Origin of the sequence: Streptomyces sp. NPDC059897, from assembly GCF_042730865.1 — a bacterium.
Classification (GTDB): domain Bacteria; phylum Actinomycetota; class Actinomycetes; order Streptomycetales; family Streptomycetaceae; genus Streptomyces.
The window spans coordinates 25,263-45,364 of sequence record NZ_JBHWKQ010000017.1 but is presented as its reverse complement, the minus strand read 5'-3'; the positions used below and the strand labels follow the sequence as shown (position 1 = coordinate 45,364).

Genomic DNA, 20,102 nt, shown 5'->3' with positions numbered 1-20,102 from the left:
CGAGCCGCCGGCCACTCGCCGACCGCCCGGCCGACCACTTGGCCGACTACTCGGCCGAAGCGGTCTTCTTGGCGGCCGTCTTCGCGGTCGTCGTCTTCTTGGCCGCGGTCTTCTTCGCCGTGGTCGTCTTCTTGGCAGCCGTCTTCTTGGCCGCCGTCTTCTTCGCGGCGGTCTTCTTGGCGGGCGCCTTCTTGGCCGCGGTCTTCTTCTTGGCCGGGCCCTTCGCCCGCTTCTCGGCGAGCAGCTCGAACCCGCGCTCGGCCGTGATCTCCTCCACGGAGTCCGCCGAGCGCAGCGTCGCGTTGGTCTCGCCATCGGTGACGTACGGGCCGAAGCGGCCGTCCTTCACCACGACGGGCTTCTCGCTGACCGGGTCGGTGCCGAGCTCCTTCAGCGGCGGCTTGGCGGCCGCGCGCCCGCGCTGCTTCGGCTTGGAGTAGATCTCCAGGGCCTCTTCCAGCGTGATGTTGAAGATCTGGTCCTCGGTCTCCAGGGAGCGCGAGTCCGTGCCCTTCTTCAGGTACGGGCCGTACCGGCCGTTCTGCGCGGTGATGTCGACGCCCTCGGCGTCCTGGCCGACGACGCGCGGCAGCGACATCAGCTTCAGGGCGTCGGCGAGCGTCACCGTGTCGAGCGCCATGGACTTGAAGAGCGAGGCCGTGCGCGGCTTCACCGCGTTCTTGCCCGTCTTCGGGGTGCCCTCGGGGAGCACCTCGGTGACGTACGGGCCGTAGCGGCCGTCCTTGGCGATGATCTGGCGCCCGGTCTCCGGGTCCGCGCCGAGCTCGAAGTCGCCGCTCGGCTTGGCGAGCAGTTCCTCCGCGTACTCGACCGACAGCTCGTCGGGTGCGAGGTCCTCGGGGACGTCGGCGCGCTGGTGGTTCTCGGAGTCGCGCTCGCCGCGCTCGATGTACGGGCCGTAGCGGCCGACGCGCAGCACGATGTCGTTGCCCACGGGGAACGAGGAGACCTCGCGGGCGTCGATCGCGCCCAGGTCGGTCACGAGCTCCTTGAGGCCGCCGAGGTGGTCCCCGTCGCCGTTCCCGGCGTCCGCCGCGCCGCCCTGGCCGTCGGAGCCCTCACCGAAGTAGAAGCGCCGCAGCCACGGCACGGCCTGCGCCTCACCGCGCGCGATGCGGTCGAGGTCGTCCTCCATGGAGGCGGTGAAGCTGTAGTCGACCAGCCGGCCGAAGTGCTTCTCCAGCAGGTTGACGACGGCGAAGGACAAGAAGGAGGGCACGAGCGCCGTCCCCTTCTTGAAGACGTAACCACGGTCGAGAATGGTCCCGATGATGGACGCGTACGTAGACGGGCGGCCGATCTCGCGCTCTTCGAGCTCCTTGACGAGCGAGGCCTCGGTGTAGCGCGCGGGCGGCTTCGTGGCGTGGCCGTCGACCGAGATCTCCTCGGCGGACAGGCCGTCGCCCTCGGCGACCTGCGGGAGGCGGCGCTCGCGGTCGTCCAGCTCCGCGTTCGGGTCGTCGGCGCCCTCCACGTAGGCCTTCAGGAAGCCGTGGAAGGTGATCGTCTTGCCGGAGGCACTGAACTCGGCGTCGCGGCCGTCGGCGGACGTGCCACCGATCTTGACCGTGACGCTGTTGCCGACCGCGTCCTTCATCTGGGAGGCGACGGTGCGCTTCCAGATCAGCTCGTACAGCTTGAACTGGTCGCCGGTCAGGCCGGTCTCGGCGGGCGTGCGGAAGCGGTCGCCGGAGGGGCGGATCGCCTCGTGCGCCTCCTGCGCGTTCTTGACCTTGCCGGCGTACGTACGCGGCTTGTCCGGCAGGTAGTCGCTGCCGTAGAGCTGCGTGACCTGCGAACGGGCGGCCGCGACGGCCGTGTCCGACAGCGTCGTGGAGTCCGTACGCATGTAGGTGATGAAGCCGTTCTCGTACAGCTTCTGGGCGACCTGCATGGTCGCCTTCGCGCCGAAGCCCAGCTTGCGCGAGGCCTCCTGCTGCATCGTCGTCGTACGGAACGGGGCGTACGGCGAGCGGCGGTACGGCTTGGACTCGACGGAGCGCACGGAGAACTGCGTCTGCTCCAGGGCGGCGGCGAGCGCGCGGGCGTTCGCCTCGTCCAGGTGCAGCGTGTTCGCCGAACCGGCCTTCAGCTGGCCGAGCGAGTCGAAGTCGCGGCCCTGCGCGATGCGCTTGCCGTCGACGGCGGAGAGCCGGGCGGTCAGCGTCGACGGGTCGGACGGGTCACCGGCGCGGCCGGTGCCGAACGTGCCGGTCAGGTCCCAGTACTCGGCCGAACGGAAGGCGATGCGGTCGCGCTCGCGCTCGACGACGAGGCGGGTGGCGACGGACTGGACACGGCCCGCCGACAGGCGCGGCATGACCTTCTTCCACAGGACCGGCGAGACCTCGTAGCCGTACAGACGGTCGAGGATGCGGCGGGTCTCCTGGGCGTCGACCAGCTTCTTGTTCAGCTCACGCGGGTTCGCGACGGCGGCGCGGATCGCGTCCTTGGTGATCTCGTGGAAGACCATCCGGTGGACCGGGATCTTCGGCTTGAGGACTTCCTGGAGGTGCCACGCGATGGCCTCGCCCTCGCGGTCCTCATCGGTTGCGAGGAAGAGCTCGTCGGACTCCTTCATGAGGTCCTTGAGCTTCTTGACCTGCGCCTTCTTGTCGCTGTTCACGACATAGATGGGCTGGAAGTCGTGCTCGACGTCCACCCCGAGGCGGCGCACCTCGCCGGTGTACTTGTCCGGCACTTCGGCCGCGCCGTTGGGGAGGTCGCGGATGTGCCCGACGCTCGCTTCGACGACGTATCCGGGGCCGAGATAGCCCTTGATCGTCTTCGCCTTGGCGGGCGACTCGACGATGACGAGTCGGCGGCCGCCCTGTGCGGTCTCGCTGGTCGGGGACAACTTCGCTCTTCTCTCCGGTCGGCGGTTCGGGGCCGTGTCGATGGCTCTCTCCCGCGGGATCGTGCCGTTTCCGCGGTACTGCTGCGGAGTGTGACGGTACCTCCCGCCGGTGTGTCAAACGGGAAAAGCACGCAGCAGCCACTCGGAACGGTAACCCGACTCCTCGTGATCCTGCCCCCGGACCGGCGAGGCCCCTCCCCGTCGCACAGCGGTCCCGTGCCTTGTTGCGCGGCGGTCAGCAGCGGTCATGTGCCCTCGAACCCGCCCGTTTATCCATTCCTGACAAGATGGCGGATGGCTGGGGGAGCCCGCGGGGAGCCTCCGGCTCGTCCCCCCAGCGTCACTATTCAGGAGCTTACGGACATGTCCGACAGCAATCCGTACGGCCAGCCCCCCAAGGACCCGTCCGGCGGGAACCCGTACAACCAGCCCCCGGCCGGCCAGCCGGGCCAGCCGCCGCAGGACCAGCCGTACGGCTACCCGCAGCAGGGCTCGCAGCCCGGCTACGGCACGCCGCCTCCCGGCCAGCCCGGCCAGCCGCCGCAGGGCCAGCCCGGCCAGCCCAGCTACGGCTACCCCTACCCGGGTTCCGCCCCGGCCGGCGGCGGCGCGTACCCGCCCCCGCCGGGACCCGGCATGGGCGCCCCGAACATGGGCCCCGGCATGGGCGGCATGCCCTACGACCCGGCCGCGCCCTACGGCTACGACCCGTACGGCCGTCCGTACTCGGACAAGACGAAGCTCGCCGCGGGCCTCCTCGGCATCTTCCTGGGCGGCTTCGGCGCGGGCCGCTTCTACACCGGGCACACCGGCATGGCCGTCACCATGCTCATCGTGTCCCTGGTGACCTGCGGAATCGGCAGCATCTGGGGCCTGATCGACGGCATCATGATGCTCGCCGGCGGCAACGCCACCGACGCCCAGGGCCGCCTGCTGCGGGACTCCTGACCGTTGCCCCGCGCCGCGTCCCCCATGGCTCGCCTCAGGAGCGTCCTCGGCGCACCGGCGGCGGCCCCGCTCGGGGTGCTCGCGGCAGGGGTGGCGGCCGCCCTGTACCTGTACGGCACGGACCCGCACGAGCCGGGCCACGTCCTGCCGGGCTGCCCCTTCCGCCTCGCCACGGGTCTGCTCTGCCCCGCGTGCGGCGGCACGCGGATGGCCTACGACCTGATGCACGGCCAGTACGTCATGGCCTGGCACGACAACGCCGCGCTGCTGCTCGCCGCCCCCTTCGTCCTTGCCCTGCTGGGCAGTTGGACGTACGAGGGGCTGCGCGGCCGCCACTGGTCGCCGCCGATCGGGGGGCGCGGCGCGGCCGCGATCCTGATCGGGGCGGCGGCCTGGGCGGTCTTGCGCAACGCGCTCTGAACGAAGCCCGGTTGGGCCGTGCCCAGACCTTCCTAGACCTGGCCGAAACACCACACGGCGAGCGCCAGGGCCCCCGCCCCGGCCACCCCCGCGATCACCACCGACGTCACGGGGCGCACCCCGTACGCCACCGGCTCGCGGTGCGCCGCGCGCGCCCCGGTCCACGTCAGCAGGCCCGCTCCGAACAATCCGAACACGGCGCCTGCGAACACCGCGGGAACACTCTCCATCGTCTTGCCTCCCCCACCTACGGACCGATTCCGGTACCCAGGCGGGCGACGCTGACACGGGCAGCCGAACCCCGGGTGAACTCCCGGGCGCCACAAGGCGAAGCGCGGTCGACCGGTCTCAGTCGACGGGCGTGAACGGCTCCAGGAACCCCTGCTCGACCAGCGTTCGGATCTGCGCGGGCGTGCGGTCGCGCAGCGACACCGGGTCCTCGCCCATGAGTTGGGCGATGGCGTCCAGGATCGTCCCGGCGCTCAGCGAGCCGTCGCACACACCGGCGAACCCGGCGCCGACCGTGTCCACCTTCGTCGCCCGGCGCATCCCGCGGCCCTGGCGCAGCACGACGTGCTCCGGGTCCTCGGCGCCCGGAAGGCCGACCTGCTCCTGCACGACCTCCGCGGCCAGCTTGAAGTGCGCGCCGAGCAGCCCCGCGTCGTCGTGCGCCCGCAGCCAGTCGACCCGCTCGAAGTGCGCGCGCACGGCGTCGCCGAGCGGCTGCTCGACGGGGTGCGGCCACTCCTCGACGACGATCGACGGCTCGTCCGCATCCGTCTTCCTGAGCGTGATCCAGCCGAAGCCGACGCCCCGCACCTTGCGCGCCTCGAACTCGTCGAGCCACGCGTCGTACCGCGCCGCGTACTCGGCCGGGTCGCCACGGTGGTCACCGGCGTCCCGCAGCCACAACTCGGCGTACTGCGCGACGTCCTGCACCTCGCGCTGCACGATCCAGGCGTCACAGCCGCGCGGCACCCAGGAGCGCAGCCGCTCGGTCCACTCCTCCCCGTCCACGTGCTGCCAGTTGGCGAGGAACTGTGCGTACCCCCCGTCGTTCAGGTGCTCCCCTGCCCCCTGAACGACCGAGCGGCACAGATCGTCCCCGCTCATGCCGCCGTCCCGGTACGTGAGGCGGGCGCCCGGCGAGATCACGAACGGCGGGTTGGAGACGACCAGGTCGTACGTGGCGTCGCCCACGGGCTCGTACAGCGAGCCCTCCCGCAGCTCGGCGGCCTGCACACCCGACAGCGCGAGGGTCAGCGCGGTCATGTGCAGCGCGCGCGGGTTGAGGTCGGTCGCGGTGACGCGCGTGGCGTGGCGCGCCGCGTGCAGCGCCTGGATCCCGGATCCGGTGCCGAGGTCGAGGGCGGAGTCGACGGGCGTCCGCACGGTGATCCCGGCGAGTGTGGTGGACGCCCCGCCGACCCCGAGCACGACGCCTTCCTCGCTGCTGCCGATGCCCCCGGCGCCGCCGACCGCGCACCCGAGGTCGGACACGATGAACCAGTCCTCGCCCTCGGGACCGCCATACGGGCGTACGTCGACGCTCGCGGCGACCTCGTCGCCCCCGACGGCCCGCAGCCACCCGCTCTCCAGGCACGCGTCGAGCGGCAGCACGCCGGCGACCCGCTCCCGGGGCGCGGGCTGCTGCAACAGGAACAGCCGTACGAGCGTCTCCAGGGGCCGCTCGCCCCGGGTGGCCCGCAGCGCAGGCACGGTCTCACTGCGCGCGAGCGCCGCGTAGGCGGACGCCCCGAGCAACTCGAGCAACCCATCGGCGGTGAACTCGGCGGACACGAGCGCGTCCCGCAGAGACTGGGCGACGTCGGAACGGTCAACGGCGGGCAGCGATACAAAACCGGAAGAACTCACACCCCCATTGTGACTGTGGGAACTGTCCCGCACAGCTGTGGGCAGGCGTTCCGCACGGCGGAACGGGTGGGCACAGCCCACGGCGCAGCGTCACGCAAATACGACAGCGCCCCCGGTGCAGCGCGGCAATGGCTCAACACCGGGGGCGCGAAACGTCACCCGGACCTAGGACCCCGAAGGCGTAGCGGAAGCGCTCTTGCAGCTCTCCTGCTTCGCCATCGCCTTGCCCACGTCCCCCTCCTCAAGATTCTTGAGCGCATCGCTGCCGTCCTGGCTCAGCGTGTCCAGCTGGCCGGCGATGTCCTTGAGCCCCTCGGCGAACTTCGCCTGGTCGCCCGTGTCGAGCTTGTCGACCTTCTTCTTCAGGTCGGCGTACGACGTCGAGATCTTGTCGAGCTCCTTGACGGCGTTCTGCTGCTTCTTGTCACCGCCGTCGACCGGGGGCGCCCCGGCCTTGTCGACCGCGTCACCGATCGCCTTGTACGCGTCGGACATGTCCTGGAACGCCTGCGAGTCGGTCTTCTGGACCTGCTTGGGCTCGCTGTTGTCCGAGGTCTGCTTCTGGATCGCGGTGTTCGCGGCCTCGATCTTCTTGGCCTGCGGCTGGACCTTGTCGCAGACCTGCTTGGCCCAGGAGTCGAGCTTCTCGTTGCTGTCGTCGCTGCAGCCCGACAACGCCAGTACCAGTACCGCACCGCCGGACAGTGCGGCAGCAAGCTTCTTGTTCACCGGATTGGTCCCTTCCATGGCTCTCGGCCCCGGAACTTACACGCCACGCACACGACAATCGCACGCCGGGTGTCCTATACGACCACTTTATTGACCTTTAGCAGCCATTTGCACCAAGAGAGATAAGGCTCACTGAAACCGGAAGGCCCCGCCCCGCAGACGTAAGAAAACTACGCCAGAACAGACCGATGGGCGGACAGCCCGTCAAAAGACGCTGTCCGCCCACCTGTTGTCACCCTGACGTGCACTCAGGTCACGTACGCATGTTCCTCACGTCCGTGTCGTGGAGGCCACCGCGGGATCCGACTGCTCCGGCACCCGTCCGGCCCCTTCGGTGCTCCCGTCCTCGTCCCCGCCGACCGCGATGCCGCGCCGCTTGGACATGTACACGGCACCCACGATCACGCCGAGCGCCACGACGGCCGCCGCGATCCGCACGCCCACGCTCGCGTCGTCCCCGTAGCTGAACTTCACGATCGCCGGCGCGATCAGCAGCGCCACGAGGTTCATCACCTTCAGGAGCGGGTTGATGGCGGGGCCCGCGGTGTCCTTGAAGGGGTCACCGACGGTGTCACCGATGACGGTGGCGGCGTGGGCCTCACTGCCCTTGCCGCCGTGATGCCCGTCCTCCACCAACTTCTTCGCGTTGTCCCACGCGCCGCCGGAATTCGCGAGGAAGACGGCCATCAGCGTGCCCGTCCCGATCGCCCCCGCGAGATACGCCCCGAGCGCACCGACGCCGAGCGTGAAGCCGACCGCGATCGGCGCCATGACGGCGAGCAGCCCGGGCGTGGCGAGCTCCCGCAGCGCGTCCTTCGTACAGATGTCGACCACGCGCCCGTACTCCGGCTTCTCCGTGTAGTCCATGATCCCGGGGTGCTCGCGGAACTGCCTGCGCACCTCGTAGACCACGGAACCCGCCGACCGCGAGACGGCGTTGATGGCGAGCCCGGAGAACAGGAACACGACCGCGGCGCCCGCGATGAGCCCGACCAGGTTGTTGGGCTGCGAGATGTCCATGACCAGGTTCATCGGCCCGCCCTCGCCGACCTTCTCGCCGACGTCTCTGGCCGCCGTGACGATCGCGTCCCGGTACGAACCGAACAGCGCGGCTGCCGCGAGCACGGCCGTCGCGATGGCGATGCCCTTGGTGATGGCCTTCGTCGTGTTGCCGACGGCGTCCAGGTCGGTGAGCACCTGCGCGCCCGCGCCCTCGACGTCACCGGACATCTCGGCGATGCCCTGCGCGTTGTCGGAGACCGGTCCGAAGGTGTCCATGGCCACGATGACGCCGACCGTGGTGAGCAGCCCCGTACCGGCCAGTGCGACCGCGAACAGGGCGAGCATGATCGACGTACCGCCGAGCAGGAACGCCCCGTACACGCCGAGCCCGATCAGCATCGCCGTGTAGACGGCCGACTCCAGGCCGATGGAGATGCCGGCGAGGACGACCGTCGCGGGCCCTGTCAGGGACGTCTTGCCGATGTCCTTGACCGGGCGCCGGGTCGTCTCGGTGAAGTAGCCGGTGAGCTGCTGGATGAGGGCCGCGAGCACGATGCCGATCGCGACGGCGACGACCGCGAGGATCCGCGGGTCGCCCGCCTTGCCGCTGATCGCCGCGTCCGTCACACCGTCGAGGTCGGCGTACGTCCCCGGCAGATAGGTGAAGACGGCGATGGCGACGAGCACGATCGAGATCACCGCGGAGATGAAGAATCCGCGGTTGATGGCGCTCATCCCGGAGCGGTCGGAGCGGCGCGGCGCGACGGCGAAGATGCCGATCATCGCCGTGACGACCCCGATCGCGGGCACGATCAGCGGGAACGCCAGGCCGGCGTCGCCGAAGGCGGCCTTGCCGAGGATCAGCGCGGCGACCAGCGTGACCGCGTACGACTCGAAGAGGTCGGCGGCCATTCCCGCGCAGTCTCCGACGTTGTCGCCCACGTTGTCGGCGATGGTCGCGGCATTGCGCGGATCGTCCTCCGGAATGCCCTTCTCGACCTTGCCGACCAGGTCGGCGCCGACGTCGGCGGCCTTGGTGAAGATGCCGCCTCCGACACGCATGAACATCGCGATCAGCGCGGCGCCGAGCCCGAAGCCCTCCAGGACCTTGGGCGCGTCGGCCGCGTAGACCAGCACGACGCAGGAGGCGCCGAGCAGGCCGAGCCCCACCGTGAACATGCCGACGACGCCGCCCGTACGGAAAGCGATCTTCATTGCTTTGTGCGAGACGGCGGTGAGATCCTTTTCCGGCTCGCCTTCCGCCGGGGTCGCTTCTCGCGCGGCGGCGGCGACGCGCACATTGCTGCGCACGGCGAGCCACATTCCGATATAGCCGGTGACGGCCGAGAACACCGCGCCGATCAAGAAGAAGATCGACCGGCCCGCTCGCTGATTCCAGTCGTCCGCCGGAAGCAGCATGAGCAGGAAGAACACCACTACGGCGAATACGCCGAGGGTTCGCAGCTGCCGGCCCAGATAGGCATTCGCGCCTTCCTGGACCGCGCCCGCGATCTCCTTCATCGAGTCCGTGCCCTCACCGGCCGCGAGCACCTGGCGCACCAGGACTCCGGCGACGGCGAGCGCCGCGAGCGCGACGACGGCGATGACGACGACGATCAATCTGTTGTCGTCGGTCAGAACTGCGGCTGCGAACGTAGCAGGGGTAGAGGGCTCCGCCATTCGTCCTCCTTGACGCTTGGACTGAGCTCAAGATGTGGACGGATTGTAGGGAGCGGACCCTGATCAAAACAGGGCGCGGCAAACGGAATTGTTTCCTACCCAGCAAATGTTCGGTGAACCTCGCCCGGCAGGCATGGCCTGAATTACTAACCCCCTGAAGGCATTAGCGAAGATCCTTTATTGGCCGATTGGTTGATCGCTGATTGACCGCTGGTTGATCGCCGGTTGATCGACCTCAGGAAATAGCGAAGAGGCCCGGATCACCGTTCTGGTGATCCGGGCCTCTTCGAAAGATCTCCGGGCAGCGCGCGGAGCGCCCGGTCCGCTACGGGAGCGTCGCCGGCAGGGTCGGCCAACTCATCCGAATGAGTCCACCGTCCGTGTCCGCGGTGACCTCGACATCGTCCACGAGGCCGCTGATGACGGCGAGTCCCATCTCGTCCTCGCCCTCCGCCTCCAGGTCGTCCGCGGAGCCCGCGCCGTCGGCCGCTGCCGACGGGGGCACCGTGCGCGGCGCCTCGTCCCCGACCTCGATGGAGAACTGCTTCTCCTCCTCGATCAGGGCCACCCGCACCGGCGCCGAGATGCCGCCGCTCTGGTGCAGCCCGACCGCACGGCTGCAGGCCTCACCGACGGCGAGCCTGACCTCGTCGAGCACGGCCTCGTCCACGCCCGACCTGCGCGCCACGGCGGCCGCCACGAGGCGGGCCGTCCTGACGTGCTCGGGCAGAGGGCTGAAGCGGAGTTCGACAGTGGCCATGCATCCCCCTCGGACAGACGGGCCCACGGTTGTACGAGCGTGCTCCCGGGGATCGGCCGGCCTCGGCCGCCCGATCCCCTTGTCTCCGCCGGTGTCGCCACCGGCATCGACCGGATCAGTCGGTCGCCGAGACGGCTTCCTCGACCGAGGTGTGGATCGGGAACACCTTGGTCAGTCCGGTGATACGGAAGATCTTGAGAATGCGCTCCTGGTTGCACACCAGGCGCAGCGAGCCCTCATGGGCACGCACGCGCTTCAGACCGCCGACCAGCACGCCGAGCCCGGTGGAGTCGAGGAAGTCCACGCCCTCCATGTCGACGACAAGGTGGAAACTGCCGTCATTCACCAGCTCGACCAGCTGCTCGCGCAGCTTGGGCGCGGTATACACATCAATTTCGCCACCGACCTCGACGACCGTACGATCGCCGACGGTACGGGTCGACAGGGACAGGTCCACGGATCCTCCAGCACCTTGCTATCGAGCGGTCGCCCCTCGGGGACACCTCGGCTTGATCCCCCGGGACGGTTCGCCAGCCGCGATGGCATTCAATCACTTACCGGCAGGCGTGCACGACGCCTTGAGAGCATTGTCCGTCACGCCAGTGACACACTCGGTGCCGATGGCCAAGAATCACCGATCCGAACGACCCTCGCCATCCGCCCCAGTCCGCCCCTCTCCCGGTGCGGTCCTGGAGCGGCTCGCCTCGGGTCCGAGCAGGGCTGCGCGCATCACCCATACGGAGCACTTGCCCCCTCGCCCGGGCCGTCATGCCGTCTGGCCCGATCGGATCCGTGCCGAGGTCATCGCGGCCGTGCAGACCGCAGGAATCGCGCATCCCTGGGCCCACCAGGCACTCGCGGCGGAGCACGCCCTGGACGGCGATTCCGTGGTCGTCGCCACCGGCACGGCCTCCGGAAAGTCGCTCGCCTATCTGGTCCCGGTCCTGTCGACCCTCCTCGACGGATCCGAGGCGCCGAACGGGCGTGGCGCGACCACGCTCTACCTCGCCCCGACGAAGGCGCTCGCGGCGGACCAGTGCCGATCGGTGAAGGAACTTTCACAACCGCTGGGTACGGCGATTCGGCCGGCGGTCTACGACGGCGACACCCCGTTCGAGGAACGCGAATGGGTACGTCAGTACGGGAACTACGTCCTCACCAACCCGGACATGCTGCACCGGGGCATCCTGCCCTCGCACCCGCGCTGGTCCTCCTTCCTCAAGGCGCTCAAGTACGTCGTGATCGACGAGTGCCACACGTATCGCGGCGTCTTCGGCTCGCACGTGGCGCAGGTGCTGCGCAGACTGCGCCGCATATGTGCCCGCTACGGATCCGATCCCGTCTTCCTCCTTGCCTCGGCCACCTCTGCCGAACCGGCCCTGTCCGCCCAGCGGTTGACGGGAGCGCCGGTCGTCGAGGTCGCCGACGACGCTTCGCCGCGCGGTGAACTGGTCTTCGCGCTCTGGGAGCCTCCGCTGACGGAGATGCAGGGCGAGAAGGGCGCACCGGTGCGGCGCACGGCGACCGCCGAGACGGCGGACCTGCTGACCGACCTCGCGGTCCAGGGCGTGCGCTCGGTCGCCTTCGTACGCTCCCGGCGCGGCGCCGAGCTGATCTCGGTGATCGCGCAGGAGCGGCTCGCCGAGGTCGACCGCTCGCTCGCCCGGCGGGTCGCGGCCTACCGCGGCGGCTATCTCTCCGAGGAGCGCCGCGCCCTCGAATCCGCCCTGCACTCCGGCGAACTCCTCGGCCTCGCCGCCACCACCGCCCTCGAACTCGGCATCGACGTCTCGGGGTTGGACGCCGTGCTGATCTCCGGCTATCCGGGCACGCGGGCGTCGCTGTGGCAGCAGGCGGGGCGCGCCGGGCGCTCGGGGCAGGGCGCGCTCGCGGTCCTCGTCGCCCGCGACGACCCCCTGGACACCTATCTGGTGCACCACCCGGAGGCCCTCTTCGACCAGCCGGTCGAGTCGACGGTCCTCGACCCCGACAACCCGTACGTCCTGGCGCCGCACCTGTGCGCCGCGGCGGCGGAAATCCCCCTGACCGAACCGGACCTGGACCTGTTCGGCCCGGCGACCCTGGACCTGCTGCCGCAGCTGGAGGCCGCGAAGCTGCTGCGGCGCCGCACCGCCACGAAGGCCTGGCACTGGACGCGCCGCGAGTCCGCCGCCGACCTGGCCGACATCCGCGGCGAGGGCGGCGCTCCGGTGCAGGTCGTCGAGACCGGCACGGGCCGGCTGCTCGGCACGGTCGACGCGAGCTCGGCCCACACCTCGGTCCACGACGGCGCGGTCCACCTCCACCAGGGCCGCACGTACGTGGTGAAGAAGCTGGACCTCGACGACAACGTCGCCCTGGTCGAGACCGCGAACCCCACCTACTCGACCACCGCCCGCGACACCACGGCCATCTCCATCCTGGAGACCGACGTCGAAGTCCCTTGGGGCGACGGCCGGTTGTGCTACGGGTCGGTCGAGGTCACCAACCAGGTCGTCGGCTACCTCCGCCGCCGCCTCATCACCGGCGAGGTCCTCGGCGAGACGAAACTCGACCTCCCTCCTCGTACGCTGCGCACCCGCGCCGTGTGGTGGACGGTCACGGAGGACCAGCTCGACGCGGCCCGCGTGAACCCCGAGATCCTCGGCGGCGCCCTGCACGCCGCCGAGCACGCCTCCATCGGCCTGCTCCCCCTCTTCGCCACCTGCGACCGCTGGGACATCGGCGGCGTCTCGATCCCGCTCCACCCGGACACGCTCCTTCCCACGGTCTTCGTCTACGACGGTCATCCCGGCGGCGCGGGCTTCGCCGAACGCGCCTTCCACACCGCCCGCGAGTGGCTGACCGCCACCCGCGAGGCCATCGCCTCCTGCGAGTGCGAGGCCGGCTGCCCCTCCTGCATCCAGTCCCCCAAGTGCGGCAACGGCAACGACCCGTTGCACAAGCGGGGGGCGGTGCGGCTCCTCTCCGTTCTGTTGCGGGATGCGGCGGGGTAGGCGGGCGGGTTGGTTGGCGGGCTCATCTGTTTCGTTGCGGTCTTCCGGTCCTACGCCTCGGGGCTCCGCCCCGGACCCCGCTGCTCAATCGCCGCAGGGGCTTGGATTACCGGCACCGGCCCCGCACCCGGACGATGAGACCCGTCCCGGTGGTCCTGCCCGCGCCCGGACCTCCGATCGGAACGTGCCGTGGCCCGCCGTTGCGGTCACATCCGACACCTCCCCGCGCACCGCGCACCGCACCACCCCTGCCTCCTGCGCCCGCGCCACCCGTGCCGCCAGCGCACACGCCTTCGCTCTCCCGTCCATCCAGTGGTCCGCCGCGGCGAGCGCCGCCAGGTCGGCCGCCGAGCCCGCACGGTGGCGTGCCTCGATCGCCTGGCCCATCGCCAGCACCGCCCCGAACACCACCCCCACCGCGGCCATCGCCATCGCGACCCACACCGTCGCCGACCCGCGGTCGCCCCGCCCCCTCACGTCGCCTCCTCCGCCGCCGCCACGGCCTGCGCGCCCAGGTCCACGCCGAGCGCTCCCGGCCCCACTGACCTCGCCCGCACCGTCACCCGCACCAGGTCGCCCTCCCGGCCGACCGTGACCCGGGCCCCCGGCGGTGCGGCCTCCCGCGCCGCCGCCAGCGCGGCACCCCTGGGCTCCTGGCGGGCCACCGCCCTGGCCCCGGCCCGCGCGGCGTCCACGCACCTGATCTGCGCCGACGCCGCGAGCACCACCCAGACCAGCGCCATCGTGAACGTCACGAGCACCGGCAGCACCACGGCCGCCTCCGCCGTCACGAACCCCCGGTCCCCGCGCCGAGGCTCAGAACGACCCATGGAGCGCCTTCGCCACCAAGGACCGCAGCGCCGACTGCACGACGTCGCTCGTCACCACCTGGAACAGCACCCCGGCGAAGCCCACCGCCGCGATCAGCCCCACCGCGTACTCGGCGCTCACCATCCCGGCGTCCCGCCGCCCGGACCGCACCGCCCGCGCCCATCGCAGAACACATCCGCGCAGCCACCCGTACGCCCGACCTGCCCGCATTCCGTTCATGCCAACTCCCTTGCCTCTGCTGCGTAGTCCTGCTCTTTGTCCCGCCCTGCGTCCCGTTCCGTGACCCGCTCTGCATCCCGATCTCTGTGTCCCGATCCGCCTTCTGGAGCCCGCCGCTCATCTCCCTCCAAAGACCCCGCCTCCCAGCCCGATCACCACCGGCACCACCCCGACCACCAGGAACGCCGGCAGGAAGCACAGGCCCACCGGCGCTGTGATCGTCACCGCGGCCCGGCGTGCCGCCGCCGTCGCGTGGCGGGCCCGCTCGGCCCTGCACTCCTCCGCGAAACGCGCCACCGGCGCCGCCGCCGGGGCTCCGGACTCGCCGGCCCGCTCCAGCAGCCGGACCAGCCCATCGGCGCCCGGCACGGCCGCCAACTCCCGCCACGCCACACTCAGTTCGCCACCGAGCCGCACCTGGGCCGCACCCCGCTCCAGCGCCCGCCCGACGGGCCCGCCCAGCGCCTCACCGACGGCCCGCGCCGCCTCCACGGGCCCGGCTCCCGCCGCGAGGCACGAGGCCAACAGGTCGGACGCCAAGGGCAGTTGCCGTACGGCGGTACCCCGTGCGTTCGCCCCGGCTCTCGCGTCGGCCTCCCGGCCGCGCCCCCAACGCAACACCCCCACCCCGCCGACCGCCCCGACCACGACCCCGGCCACCCCGCCGACCAGTACGAACCCGGCGCACACCGCCCCCGCGACCGGCACCCACCGCCGCGCCCCGGCCGGCAGCCCCACGGCCCGCCGTGCCGACCGCTCCACAGCCACCTCGAGCACCCGCCGCACCCGCTTCCGCAGCGCCCGCTCTTCCCGGCGCCGCGCGAACTCCCGCACCAGCCACATCGCCATCACCGCGACGCACAGCACCGCCCCCAGCCTGTGGACAACATTCATCGGCCCTCACCCCTCCGCCCCTCGCACGATCCGCATCGCCCACCACAGCCCGGCGGCCTCCAACGCCCCGCCCACCACCAGGCACCCGATCCCCGGCCACGTGTGCAGCAGCACCCGCAGGGGCCGCGCCCCCATGCCCGCCCCGAGCAACAGCGCGCACACGGGCAGGCAGGCGAGCATCACCGTGGTCGACGAGGGGCCCGCCAACTGGGCCCTGAAGTCGGCTCGTTGATCCCGCTCAGCCCGTAGGGCGTCCGCGAGCCGTTCGAGCCCGGACGCGAGCCCCGCGCCCCGGTCCACCGCCACCCGCCAGCACGCCGCGAGCCCGCTCAGTCCCTCCGCCCCCGGCTCCCGCGCCGCCGCTCCAAGGGCCCCGGGCACATCCCCGCCGAACCGGGCCGCCGCCACCACGGCCGCACTCCCCGCGCCGGTCAACGCCCCCGACCCGCGCACCGCCACCACCAGCGCCTCCCCCGGCTGCCTTCCGGCCCGCACCTCACCCGCCAGCAGCCCGCACAGCCGGATCACCGCCTCCCCGCGCCGCTCCTTTCCCCGCCGCGCCGCCCTCGTCCGGCGCAACCGCCCCGCTCCGGGCACCGCGCACACGCCGAGCACGACCGGCAGCACCGAGGCCCCTGCGATCCCGACCACCAACCCGCCGACCGCACACCACCATTCGGGCCGCGCCCGCGCCCACGCCCACCACCGCTCGACCAGCACCGACCACCCGGACAGCACCCCGTGATCCGCCCCGAGCCCCAACACCCTCCGGGCCCGCCGCACCTCCAACTCCCGTACCCGCACCGCCCGCGTCACGACCACCGCCCCCAACGCGGCAACCACCACACCGAGACCGCCACCCAAGACCCCACCACTCACACCCACGCACCCCTCTCCACCAGCTCCACCGAACCCACCGAATCCACCGAACACGCCAAGCCCACCGAATCCACCGACCCGAGCCCCTCCGACCTACGCCCCCGAGGCCCACCGGTTCCCCGCCCCACCACCCCGCCGCCATCACCCCAACCGCACCCCCAGCAACCTCCCGAGCCGCGCCCACCCCACCCCCTCCACGAATCCCCGCTCGCCCCACTCCAGTGCCGGTACCGCCCGCACCCAGCCGTCCGCGTCCCGCTCCAGCACCTGGACCTGGGCGATGCGCCGCCGCCCGTCCCGGCCCCGTACGAGATGCAGCACGACGGACAACGCCGCCGCCAACTGGCTGTGCAGTGCCGCCCGGTCCAGCCCAGCCGCCGTCCCCAGCGCCTCCAGGCGCACCGGAACATCGCTCGCCGCGTTGGCGTGGACCGTGCACGAACCCCCTTCGTGGCCCGTATTGAGGGCGGCCAGGAGCGCGACCACCTCGGGGCCGCGCACCTCGCCCACCACGAGCCGGTCGGGCCGCATTCGCAGCGCCTGCCTGACCAGGTCGTCGAGCCCTACGGCCCCCGCGCCCTCCTGGTTGGCGGGGCGTGATTCGAGCCGGACGACGTGGGGGTGGTCCGGCCTCAGCTCGGCGGAGTCCTCGGCCAGGACGATCCGCTCCCGCGGCCCCACCAGGCCGAGCAGCGCGCTCAGCAGCGTCGTCTTGCCCGTGCCCGTACCGCCGCTGATCAGGAAGGACAGGCGCGCGTCGAGCAGCGCCCGCAGCACCCGGTCGCCGCCCGGCGGCACCGTCCCGGCCGCCGTCAGCTCCTCCAGGGTGAAAGCCCTGGGCCGCACGACCCGCAGGGACAGACAGGTGCAGCCCGCCGCGATCGGTGGCAGCACCGCGTGCAGCCGCGTCCCGTCCGGCAGCCGGGCGTCCACCCACGGCCGCGCGTCGTCCAGGCGGCGCCCCACGACGGCCGCGAGCCGCTGCGCCAACCGCCGGACCTCGACGGCGCCTTCGAAGGCCACATCGGCCCGCTCCAGACCGCCTCCCCGGTCCACCCACACCTCGTCGGGCGCCGACACCAGGACATCCGTCACCGAAGGGTCGGCGAGCAGCGGCTCCAAGGGCCCCGCGCCCACCAGCTCCGACCTCAACATGCCTGCCGCGCCCAGCACTTCGGCGTCGCCCAGGACCCGGCCCTGCGCCCGCAGCGCCTCGGCCACGCGCGCGGGCGTCGCCTCCGACCCGTTCTCCGCGAGCCACTGCCGGACGCCGTCCAGCATCCGCGCCCCGACCACCGCGCTCATGACACCCCTCCCCGCACCGACCGCTCGCCCATCCGCACACCGATCACCACCGCGCTCTCCACACGTCGCCCCTCCGCAGGCCGCCCCTCCACGCCCGGCGCCCCGTCCTCCCCGCTCACGCCGCGTCCCCCGCCACCGCCGCCGGCATCCGCTCCCAGAACGCCTCGCAGAACCGCCCCAGCGGGCCGCCCTTCACCACCTCGGCGTCCATCGGCAGTTCGCCGGCGAACGGCAGCCCGACGAGCCGCGCCACCTCGTCCGCCGCGAGGCCTCCCGCGCCGCCCGCGCGCGCCGTCACCACCCGCAGGTCGCGCAGCACCATCCCCGCCGCCCCGGCCATCCGGCGCGCCGCCGCCACGGCCCTCAGCTCCGGTGGCACGACGAGCAGCCCCAGGTCGAGCTGGGCCAGGGCCTCGACGGACCCGGCGTCGACCCGGCGCGGCAGGTCCACCACGACGACCCCGCCCCTGCGCCGCCCCGCCGCGAGCACCGCCCGCACCGCCTCGGACGGCACCGCCGTGAGATCACCGCGGTCCCAGCTGAGCACCCGCAGATCGTGCAGCAGGGGCAGCGACTCCTCCAGGGCCGTACTGCCGACCCGGCCCCGCGACTCGGCGAAGGCCGGCCAGCGCAGCCCGTCCACCGCCTCGCCGCCGAGCAGCACATCGAGCCCGCCGCCGAGCGGGTCCGCGTCGACCAGGAGCGTGCGCCGCCCCGACCGCGCGGACGCCACGGCCAGCGCGCAGGCGAGCGTGGAGGCCCCGGCCCCGCCGCAGCCGCCGAGCACCCCGACGGTCAGGGCGGGCGATCCCACTCCCTCCGCGACGTCGGCGATCCGGTCCATCAGCCACTGCTCGCCGTCCGGCAGGACCAGGACGTGGTCGGCGCCGATCTCCACGGCCCGCCGCCACACCCCGGAATCGTCTTGATCACGCCCAACCAAGATCACGCCATGCCGTCGGGAGACGCCGCGCAGCCGCCGCGCAGCATCGTCCCCGACCAGCACGAGGGGCGCCGATTCCCAGCCGCTCCAGCCCGCTCTGCCCGCCGGCGCCCCGTGCCCGACCTCGGGCCGCACGCCCGCCGCCGCGCACAGCCGCAGCAGGTCGTCCAGCAGTTCCACGTCCTCCGTCACGATCAACGGGGCGCGTCGCACGTCCCGCGCGTCGCACTCGATGACTTCCGTCATGGTCCGGTCCCCCTCTCGCCGCACTCGTCCGCCCCTGCGGACGACTCGTTCCGCACGTGAAGACGACGGTGTCCTAGGCGCCGAATACCGCCCATCCGCCACAGCACGGCCATAACAAACCGGCCATGAACACGGACCCGAACTTCGCGTGCGGAATCACCGTGCAGCGATCCCGGAAATCGTGGGGATCTTGGTCAATAACTGTGGACGCGAGAAGGCTTGTGAATATCCCCGTCACCCATACCAGTGACACTGTGAACTCGGCATGAATCTGTCCACAGAGCAGTCCGACGGTCACACAGCGTAACGACTCCTCGGTGCGCGGACTGCGGCGCGCGAGCCTCTGAAACCCCCTGTCCGGGCATGAAAAAAGGACCCGAAAACGGGTCCGGACATGCGACGACCCCCGCCGGGGGGGAGAGCGGGGGTCGTCCCCACGGTCCGACTCGGGGGGGGAGGAGCCAGACCGGGTTAGCACGGTCGCGAACGATCCGTGACTTCCATGGTGTACCCGAGAGCGTTCTCAAGCAAACCCACGCGCCACAGCTTACGCCGAATGGTTGGCGCCTATGCTCGGCCTCGTGGAAAACCACTCCTTGCCTCACTCCGCGCCCCGCACAGCGGCCTTCTTTGACCTGGACAAGACGGTCATCGCTAAGTCGAGCACACTCACGTTCAGCAAGTCGTTCTACCAAGGCGGGCTGATCAACCGGAGGGCCGTACTGCGCACCGCGTACGCGCAGTTCGTCTTCCTCGCCGGCGGCGCCGACCACGATCAGATGGAGCGGATGCGCGAGTACCTCTCGGCGCTCTGCCGCGGCTGGAACCAGCGGCAGGTGACGGAGATCGTCGCGGAGACCCTGCACGACCTGATCGACCCGATCATCTACGACGAGGCGGCGTCCCTCATCGAGGAGCACCACACGGCCGGGCGCGATGTGGTGATCGTCTCCACATCCGGCGCCGAGGTGGTCGAGCCGATCGGCGAGCTCCTCGGCGCGGACCGCGTGGTCGCCACCCGCATGGTCGTGGGCGACGACGGCTGCTTCACGGGTGAGGTGGAGTACTACGCGTACGGGCCCACGAAGGCGGAGGCCATCAAGGAACTGGCCCGCACCGAGGGGTACGACCTCGGGCGCTGCCACGCGTACAGCGACTCGGCGACGGATCTGCCGATGCTCAGCTCGGTCGGGCATCCGCACGCCGTCAATCCGGACCGGGCGCTGCGCCGCGAGGCCCTCGCGCGCGGGTGGCCGATCCTCGACTTCCACAAGCCGGTCCGGCTCAAGCAGCGCCTGCCCCATCTGTCCGCGCCCTCGCGGCCCGCGCTGCTCGCGGCCGCCGGGGTCGGCGCGGCGGCGGTCACGGCCGGCCTTGTCTGGTACGCGAGCCGGCGACGCGCGACGTCAGGCACCCATTGACGCCGCCAACGCCGCCGGTTCGCCCTATTTGAACCTAAAAGTAAAGAAGTGCGGTCAGGGCTTCCGCTTCCCCCTG

Annotated in this window: 18 protein-coding genes; 4 read left to right on the top strand and 14 right to left on the bottom strand. The window is 71.5% G+C overall.

Annotated features, from left to right (window positions below; all coding sequences use genetic code 11):
* Positions 1–46 precede the first annotated feature (46 nt).
* Positions 47–2,878, bottom strand: coding sequence for a type I DNA topoisomerase (topA, locus tag ACFV9W_RS20300; protein ID WP_385762747.1), 2,832 nt, complete (start codon positions 2,876–2,878; stop codon positions 47–49).
* Between the two features lie 363 nt (positions 2,879–3,241).
* Here topA and ACFV9W_RS20295 point away from each other — a divergent pair, with 363 nt between their 5' ends.
* Both ACFV9W_RS20295 and ACFV9W_RS20290 read left to right on the top strand, forming a co-directional pair.
* A complete protein-coding gene (locus tag ACFV9W_RS20295) occupies positions 3,242–3,826 on the top strand; it encodes a TM2 domain-containing protein (protein ID WP_385762745.1) in 585 nt (194 codons plus the stop codon).
* A gap of 24 nt (positions 3,827–3,850) precedes the next feature.
* Complete coding sequence (locus ACFV9W_RS20290) at positions 3,851–4,246, top strand: DUF2752 domain-containing protein (protein ID WP_385762742.1); 396 nt, start codon at positions 3,851–3,853, stop codon at positions 4,244–4,246.
* Between the two features lie 32 nt (positions 4,247–4,278).
* On the opposite strand, the gene ACFV9W_RS20285 is transcribed toward ACFV9W_RS20290, so the two are convergent.
* The 6 genes from ACFV9W_RS20285 to bldG all read right to left on the bottom strand — a co-directional run bounded on the left by ACFV9W_RS20285 (position 4,279) and on the right by bldG (position 10,749).
* On the bottom strand, positions 4,279–4,476 hold the full coding sequence (locus ACFV9W_RS20285; protein ID WP_385762740.1) for a hypothetical protein: 198 nt from the start codon (positions 4,474–4,476) through the stop codon (positions 4,279–4,281).
* 118 nt (positions 4,477–4,594) lie between these two features.
* Entirely contained in the window at positions 4,595–6,121 is a 1,527-nt protein-coding gene (locus tag ACFV9W_RS20280; protein ID WP_385762738.1) for a methyltransferase, read from the bottom strand.
* Between the two features lie 165 nt (positions 6,122–6,286).
* Entirely contained in the window at positions 6,287–6,868 is a 582-nt protein-coding gene (locus ACFV9W_RS20275) for a small secreted protein (RefSeq protein ID WP_385762736.1), read from the bottom strand.
* 252 nt (positions 6,869–7,120) lie between these two features.
* Entirely contained in the window at positions 7,121–9,532 is a 2,412-nt protein-coding gene (locus ACFV9W_RS20270) for a sodium-translocating pyrophosphatase (RefSeq protein ID WP_385762734.1), read from the bottom strand.
* Between the two features lie 325 nt (positions 9,533–9,857).
* Positions 9,858–10,292 (bottom strand): ATP-binding protein, encoded by a 435-nt coding sequence (locus ACFV9W_RS20265; protein WP_385762732.1) that lies wholly within the window; start codon positions 10,290–10,292, stop codon positions 9,858–9,860.
* A 115-nt stretch (positions 10,293–10,407) separates the two neighbouring features.
* Complete coding sequence (bldG, locus tag ACFV9W_RS20260) at positions 10,408–10,749, bottom strand: anti-sigma factor antagonist BldG (RefSeq protein ID WP_125514212.1); 342 nt, start codon at positions 10,747–10,749, stop codon at positions 10,408–10,410.
* Positions 10,750–10,831: 82 nt separating this feature from the next.
* Here bldG and ACFV9W_RS20255 point away from each other — a divergent pair, with 82 nt between their 5' ends.
* On the top strand, positions 10,832–13,288 hold the full coding sequence (locus ACFV9W_RS20255; RefSeq protein WP_385762729.1) for a DEAD/DEAH box helicase: 2,457 nt from the start codon (positions 10,832–10,834) through the stop codon (positions 13,286–13,288).
* Between the two features lie 84 nt (positions 13,289–13,372).
* Here the strand turns inward: ACFV9W_RS20255 and ACFV9W_RS20250 are convergent, their stop codons facing one another.
* The 7 genes from ACFV9W_RS20250 to ssd form a co-directional block, all read right to left on the bottom strand.
* Positions 13,373–13,714, bottom strand: coding sequence for an Rv3654c family TadE-like protein (locus ACFV9W_RS20250; protein ID WP_385762930.1), 342 nt, complete (start codon positions 13,712–13,714; stop codon positions 13,373–13,375).
* Positions 13,715–13,761: 47 nt separating this feature from the next.
* Positions 13,762–14,118, bottom strand: a complete 357-nt coding sequence (locus tag ACFV9W_RS20245) for a TadE family type IV pilus minor pilin (protein WP_385762726.1) — start codon at positions 14,116–14,118, stop codon at positions 13,762–13,764.
* Positions 14,105–14,338: a DUF4244 domain-containing protein gene (locus ACFV9W_RS20240; protein ID WP_385762724.1), complete on the bottom strand. Its 234-nt coding sequence runs from the start codon at positions 14,336–14,338 to the stop codon at positions 14,105–14,107. Before ACFV9W_RS20240 ends, ACFV9W_RS20245 begins: the two co-directional genes overlap by 14 nt.
* Positions 14,339–14,455: 117 nt before the next feature.
* Complete coding sequence (locus ACFV9W_RS20235) at positions 14,456–15,232, bottom strand: type II secretion system F family protein (protein WP_385762722.1); 777 nt, start codon at positions 15,230–15,232, stop codon at positions 14,456–14,458.
* A gap of 6 nt (positions 15,233–15,238) precedes the next feature.
* On the bottom strand, positions 15,239–16,117 hold the full coding sequence (locus tag ACFV9W_RS20230) for a type II secretion system F family protein (protein ID WP_385762720.1): 879 nt from the start codon (positions 16,115–16,117) through the stop codon (positions 15,239–15,241).
* 135 nt (positions 16,118–16,252) lie between these two features.
* Positions 16,253–17,416: a TadA family conjugal transfer-associated ATPase gene (locus ACFV9W_RS20225; RefSeq protein ID WP_385762718.1), complete on the bottom strand. Its 1,164-nt coding sequence runs from the start codon at positions 17,414–17,416 to the stop codon at positions 16,253–16,255.
* Positions 17,417–17,531: 115 nt separating this feature from the next.
* Entirely contained in the window at positions 17,532–18,605 is a 1,074-nt protein-coding gene (ssd, locus tag ACFV9W_RS20220) for a septum site-determining protein Ssd (protein WP_385762716.1), read from the bottom strand.
* A gap of 569 nt (positions 18,606–19,174) precedes the next feature.
* Here ssd and ACFV9W_RS20215 point away from each other — a divergent pair.
* A complete protein-coding gene (locus ACFV9W_RS20215; RefSeq protein WP_385762714.1) occupies positions 19,175–20,026 on the top strand; it encodes an HAD family hydrolase in 852 nt (283 codons plus the stop codon).
* The last annotated feature ends 76 nt before the right edge of the window (positions 20,027–20,102 follow it).

Bases quoted from the DNA above. Each gene is read 5' to 3' on its own strand.
- ACFV9W_RS20295 (WP_385762745.1), top strand. From the start codon at position 3,242: ATGTCCGACAGCAATCCGTACGGCCAGCCCCCCAAGGACCCGTCCGGC.
- ACFV9W_RS20290 (WP_385762742.1), top strand. From the start codon at position 3,851: ATGGCTCGCCTCAGGAGCGTCCTCGGCGCACCGGCGGCGGCCCCGCTC.
- ACFV9W_RS20285 (WP_385762740.1), bottom strand. From the start codon at position 4,476: ATGGAGAGTGTTCCCGCGGTGTTCGCAGGCGCCGTGTTCGGATTGTTC.
- ACFV9W_RS20275 (WP_385762736.1), bottom strand. From the start codon at position 6,868: ATGGAAGGGACCAATCCGGTGAACAAGAAGCTTGCTGCCGCACTGTCC.
- ACFV9W_RS20270 (WP_385762734.1), bottom strand. From the start codon at position 9,532: ATGGCGGAGCCCTCTACCCCTGCTACGTTCGCAGCCGCAGTTCTGACC.
- ACFV9W_RS20265 (WP_385762732.1), bottom strand. From the start codon at position 10,292: ATGGCCACTGTCGAACTCCGCTTCAGCCCTCTGCCCGAGCACGTCAGG.
- ACFV9W_RS20255 (WP_385762729.1), top strand. From the start codon at position 10,832: ATGGCATTCAATCACTTACCGGCAGGCGTGCACGACGCCTTGAGAGCA.
- ACFV9W_RS20250 (WP_385762930.1), bottom strand. From the start codon at position 13,714: ATGGCCGCGGTGGGGGTGGTGTTCGGGGCGGTGCTGGCGATGGGCCAG.
- ACFV9W_RS20245 (WP_385762726.1), bottom strand. From the start codon at position 14,118: ATGGGTCGTTCTGAGCCTCGGCGCGGGGACCGGGGGTTCGTGACGGCG.
- ACFV9W_RS20240 (WP_385762724.1), bottom strand. From the start codon at position 14,338: ATGAACGGAATGCGGGCAGGTCGGGCGTACGGGTGGCTGCGCGGATGT.
- ACFV9W_RS20235 (WP_385762722.1), bottom strand. From the start codon at position 15,232: ATGAATGTTGTCCACAGGCTGGGGGCGGTGCTGTGCGTCGCGGTGATG.
- ACFV9W_RS20225 (WP_385762718.1), bottom strand. From the start codon at position 17,416: ATGAGCGCGGTGGTCGGGGCGCGGATGCTGGACGGCGTCCGGCAGTGG.
- ssd (WP_385762716.1), bottom strand. From the start codon at position 18,605: ATGACGGAAGTCATCGAGTGCGACGCGCGGGACGTGCGACGCGCCCCG.
- ACFV9W_RS20215 (WP_385762714.1), top strand. From the start codon at position 19,175: ATGCTCGGCCTCGTGGAAAACCACTCCTTGCCTCACTCCGCGCCCCGC.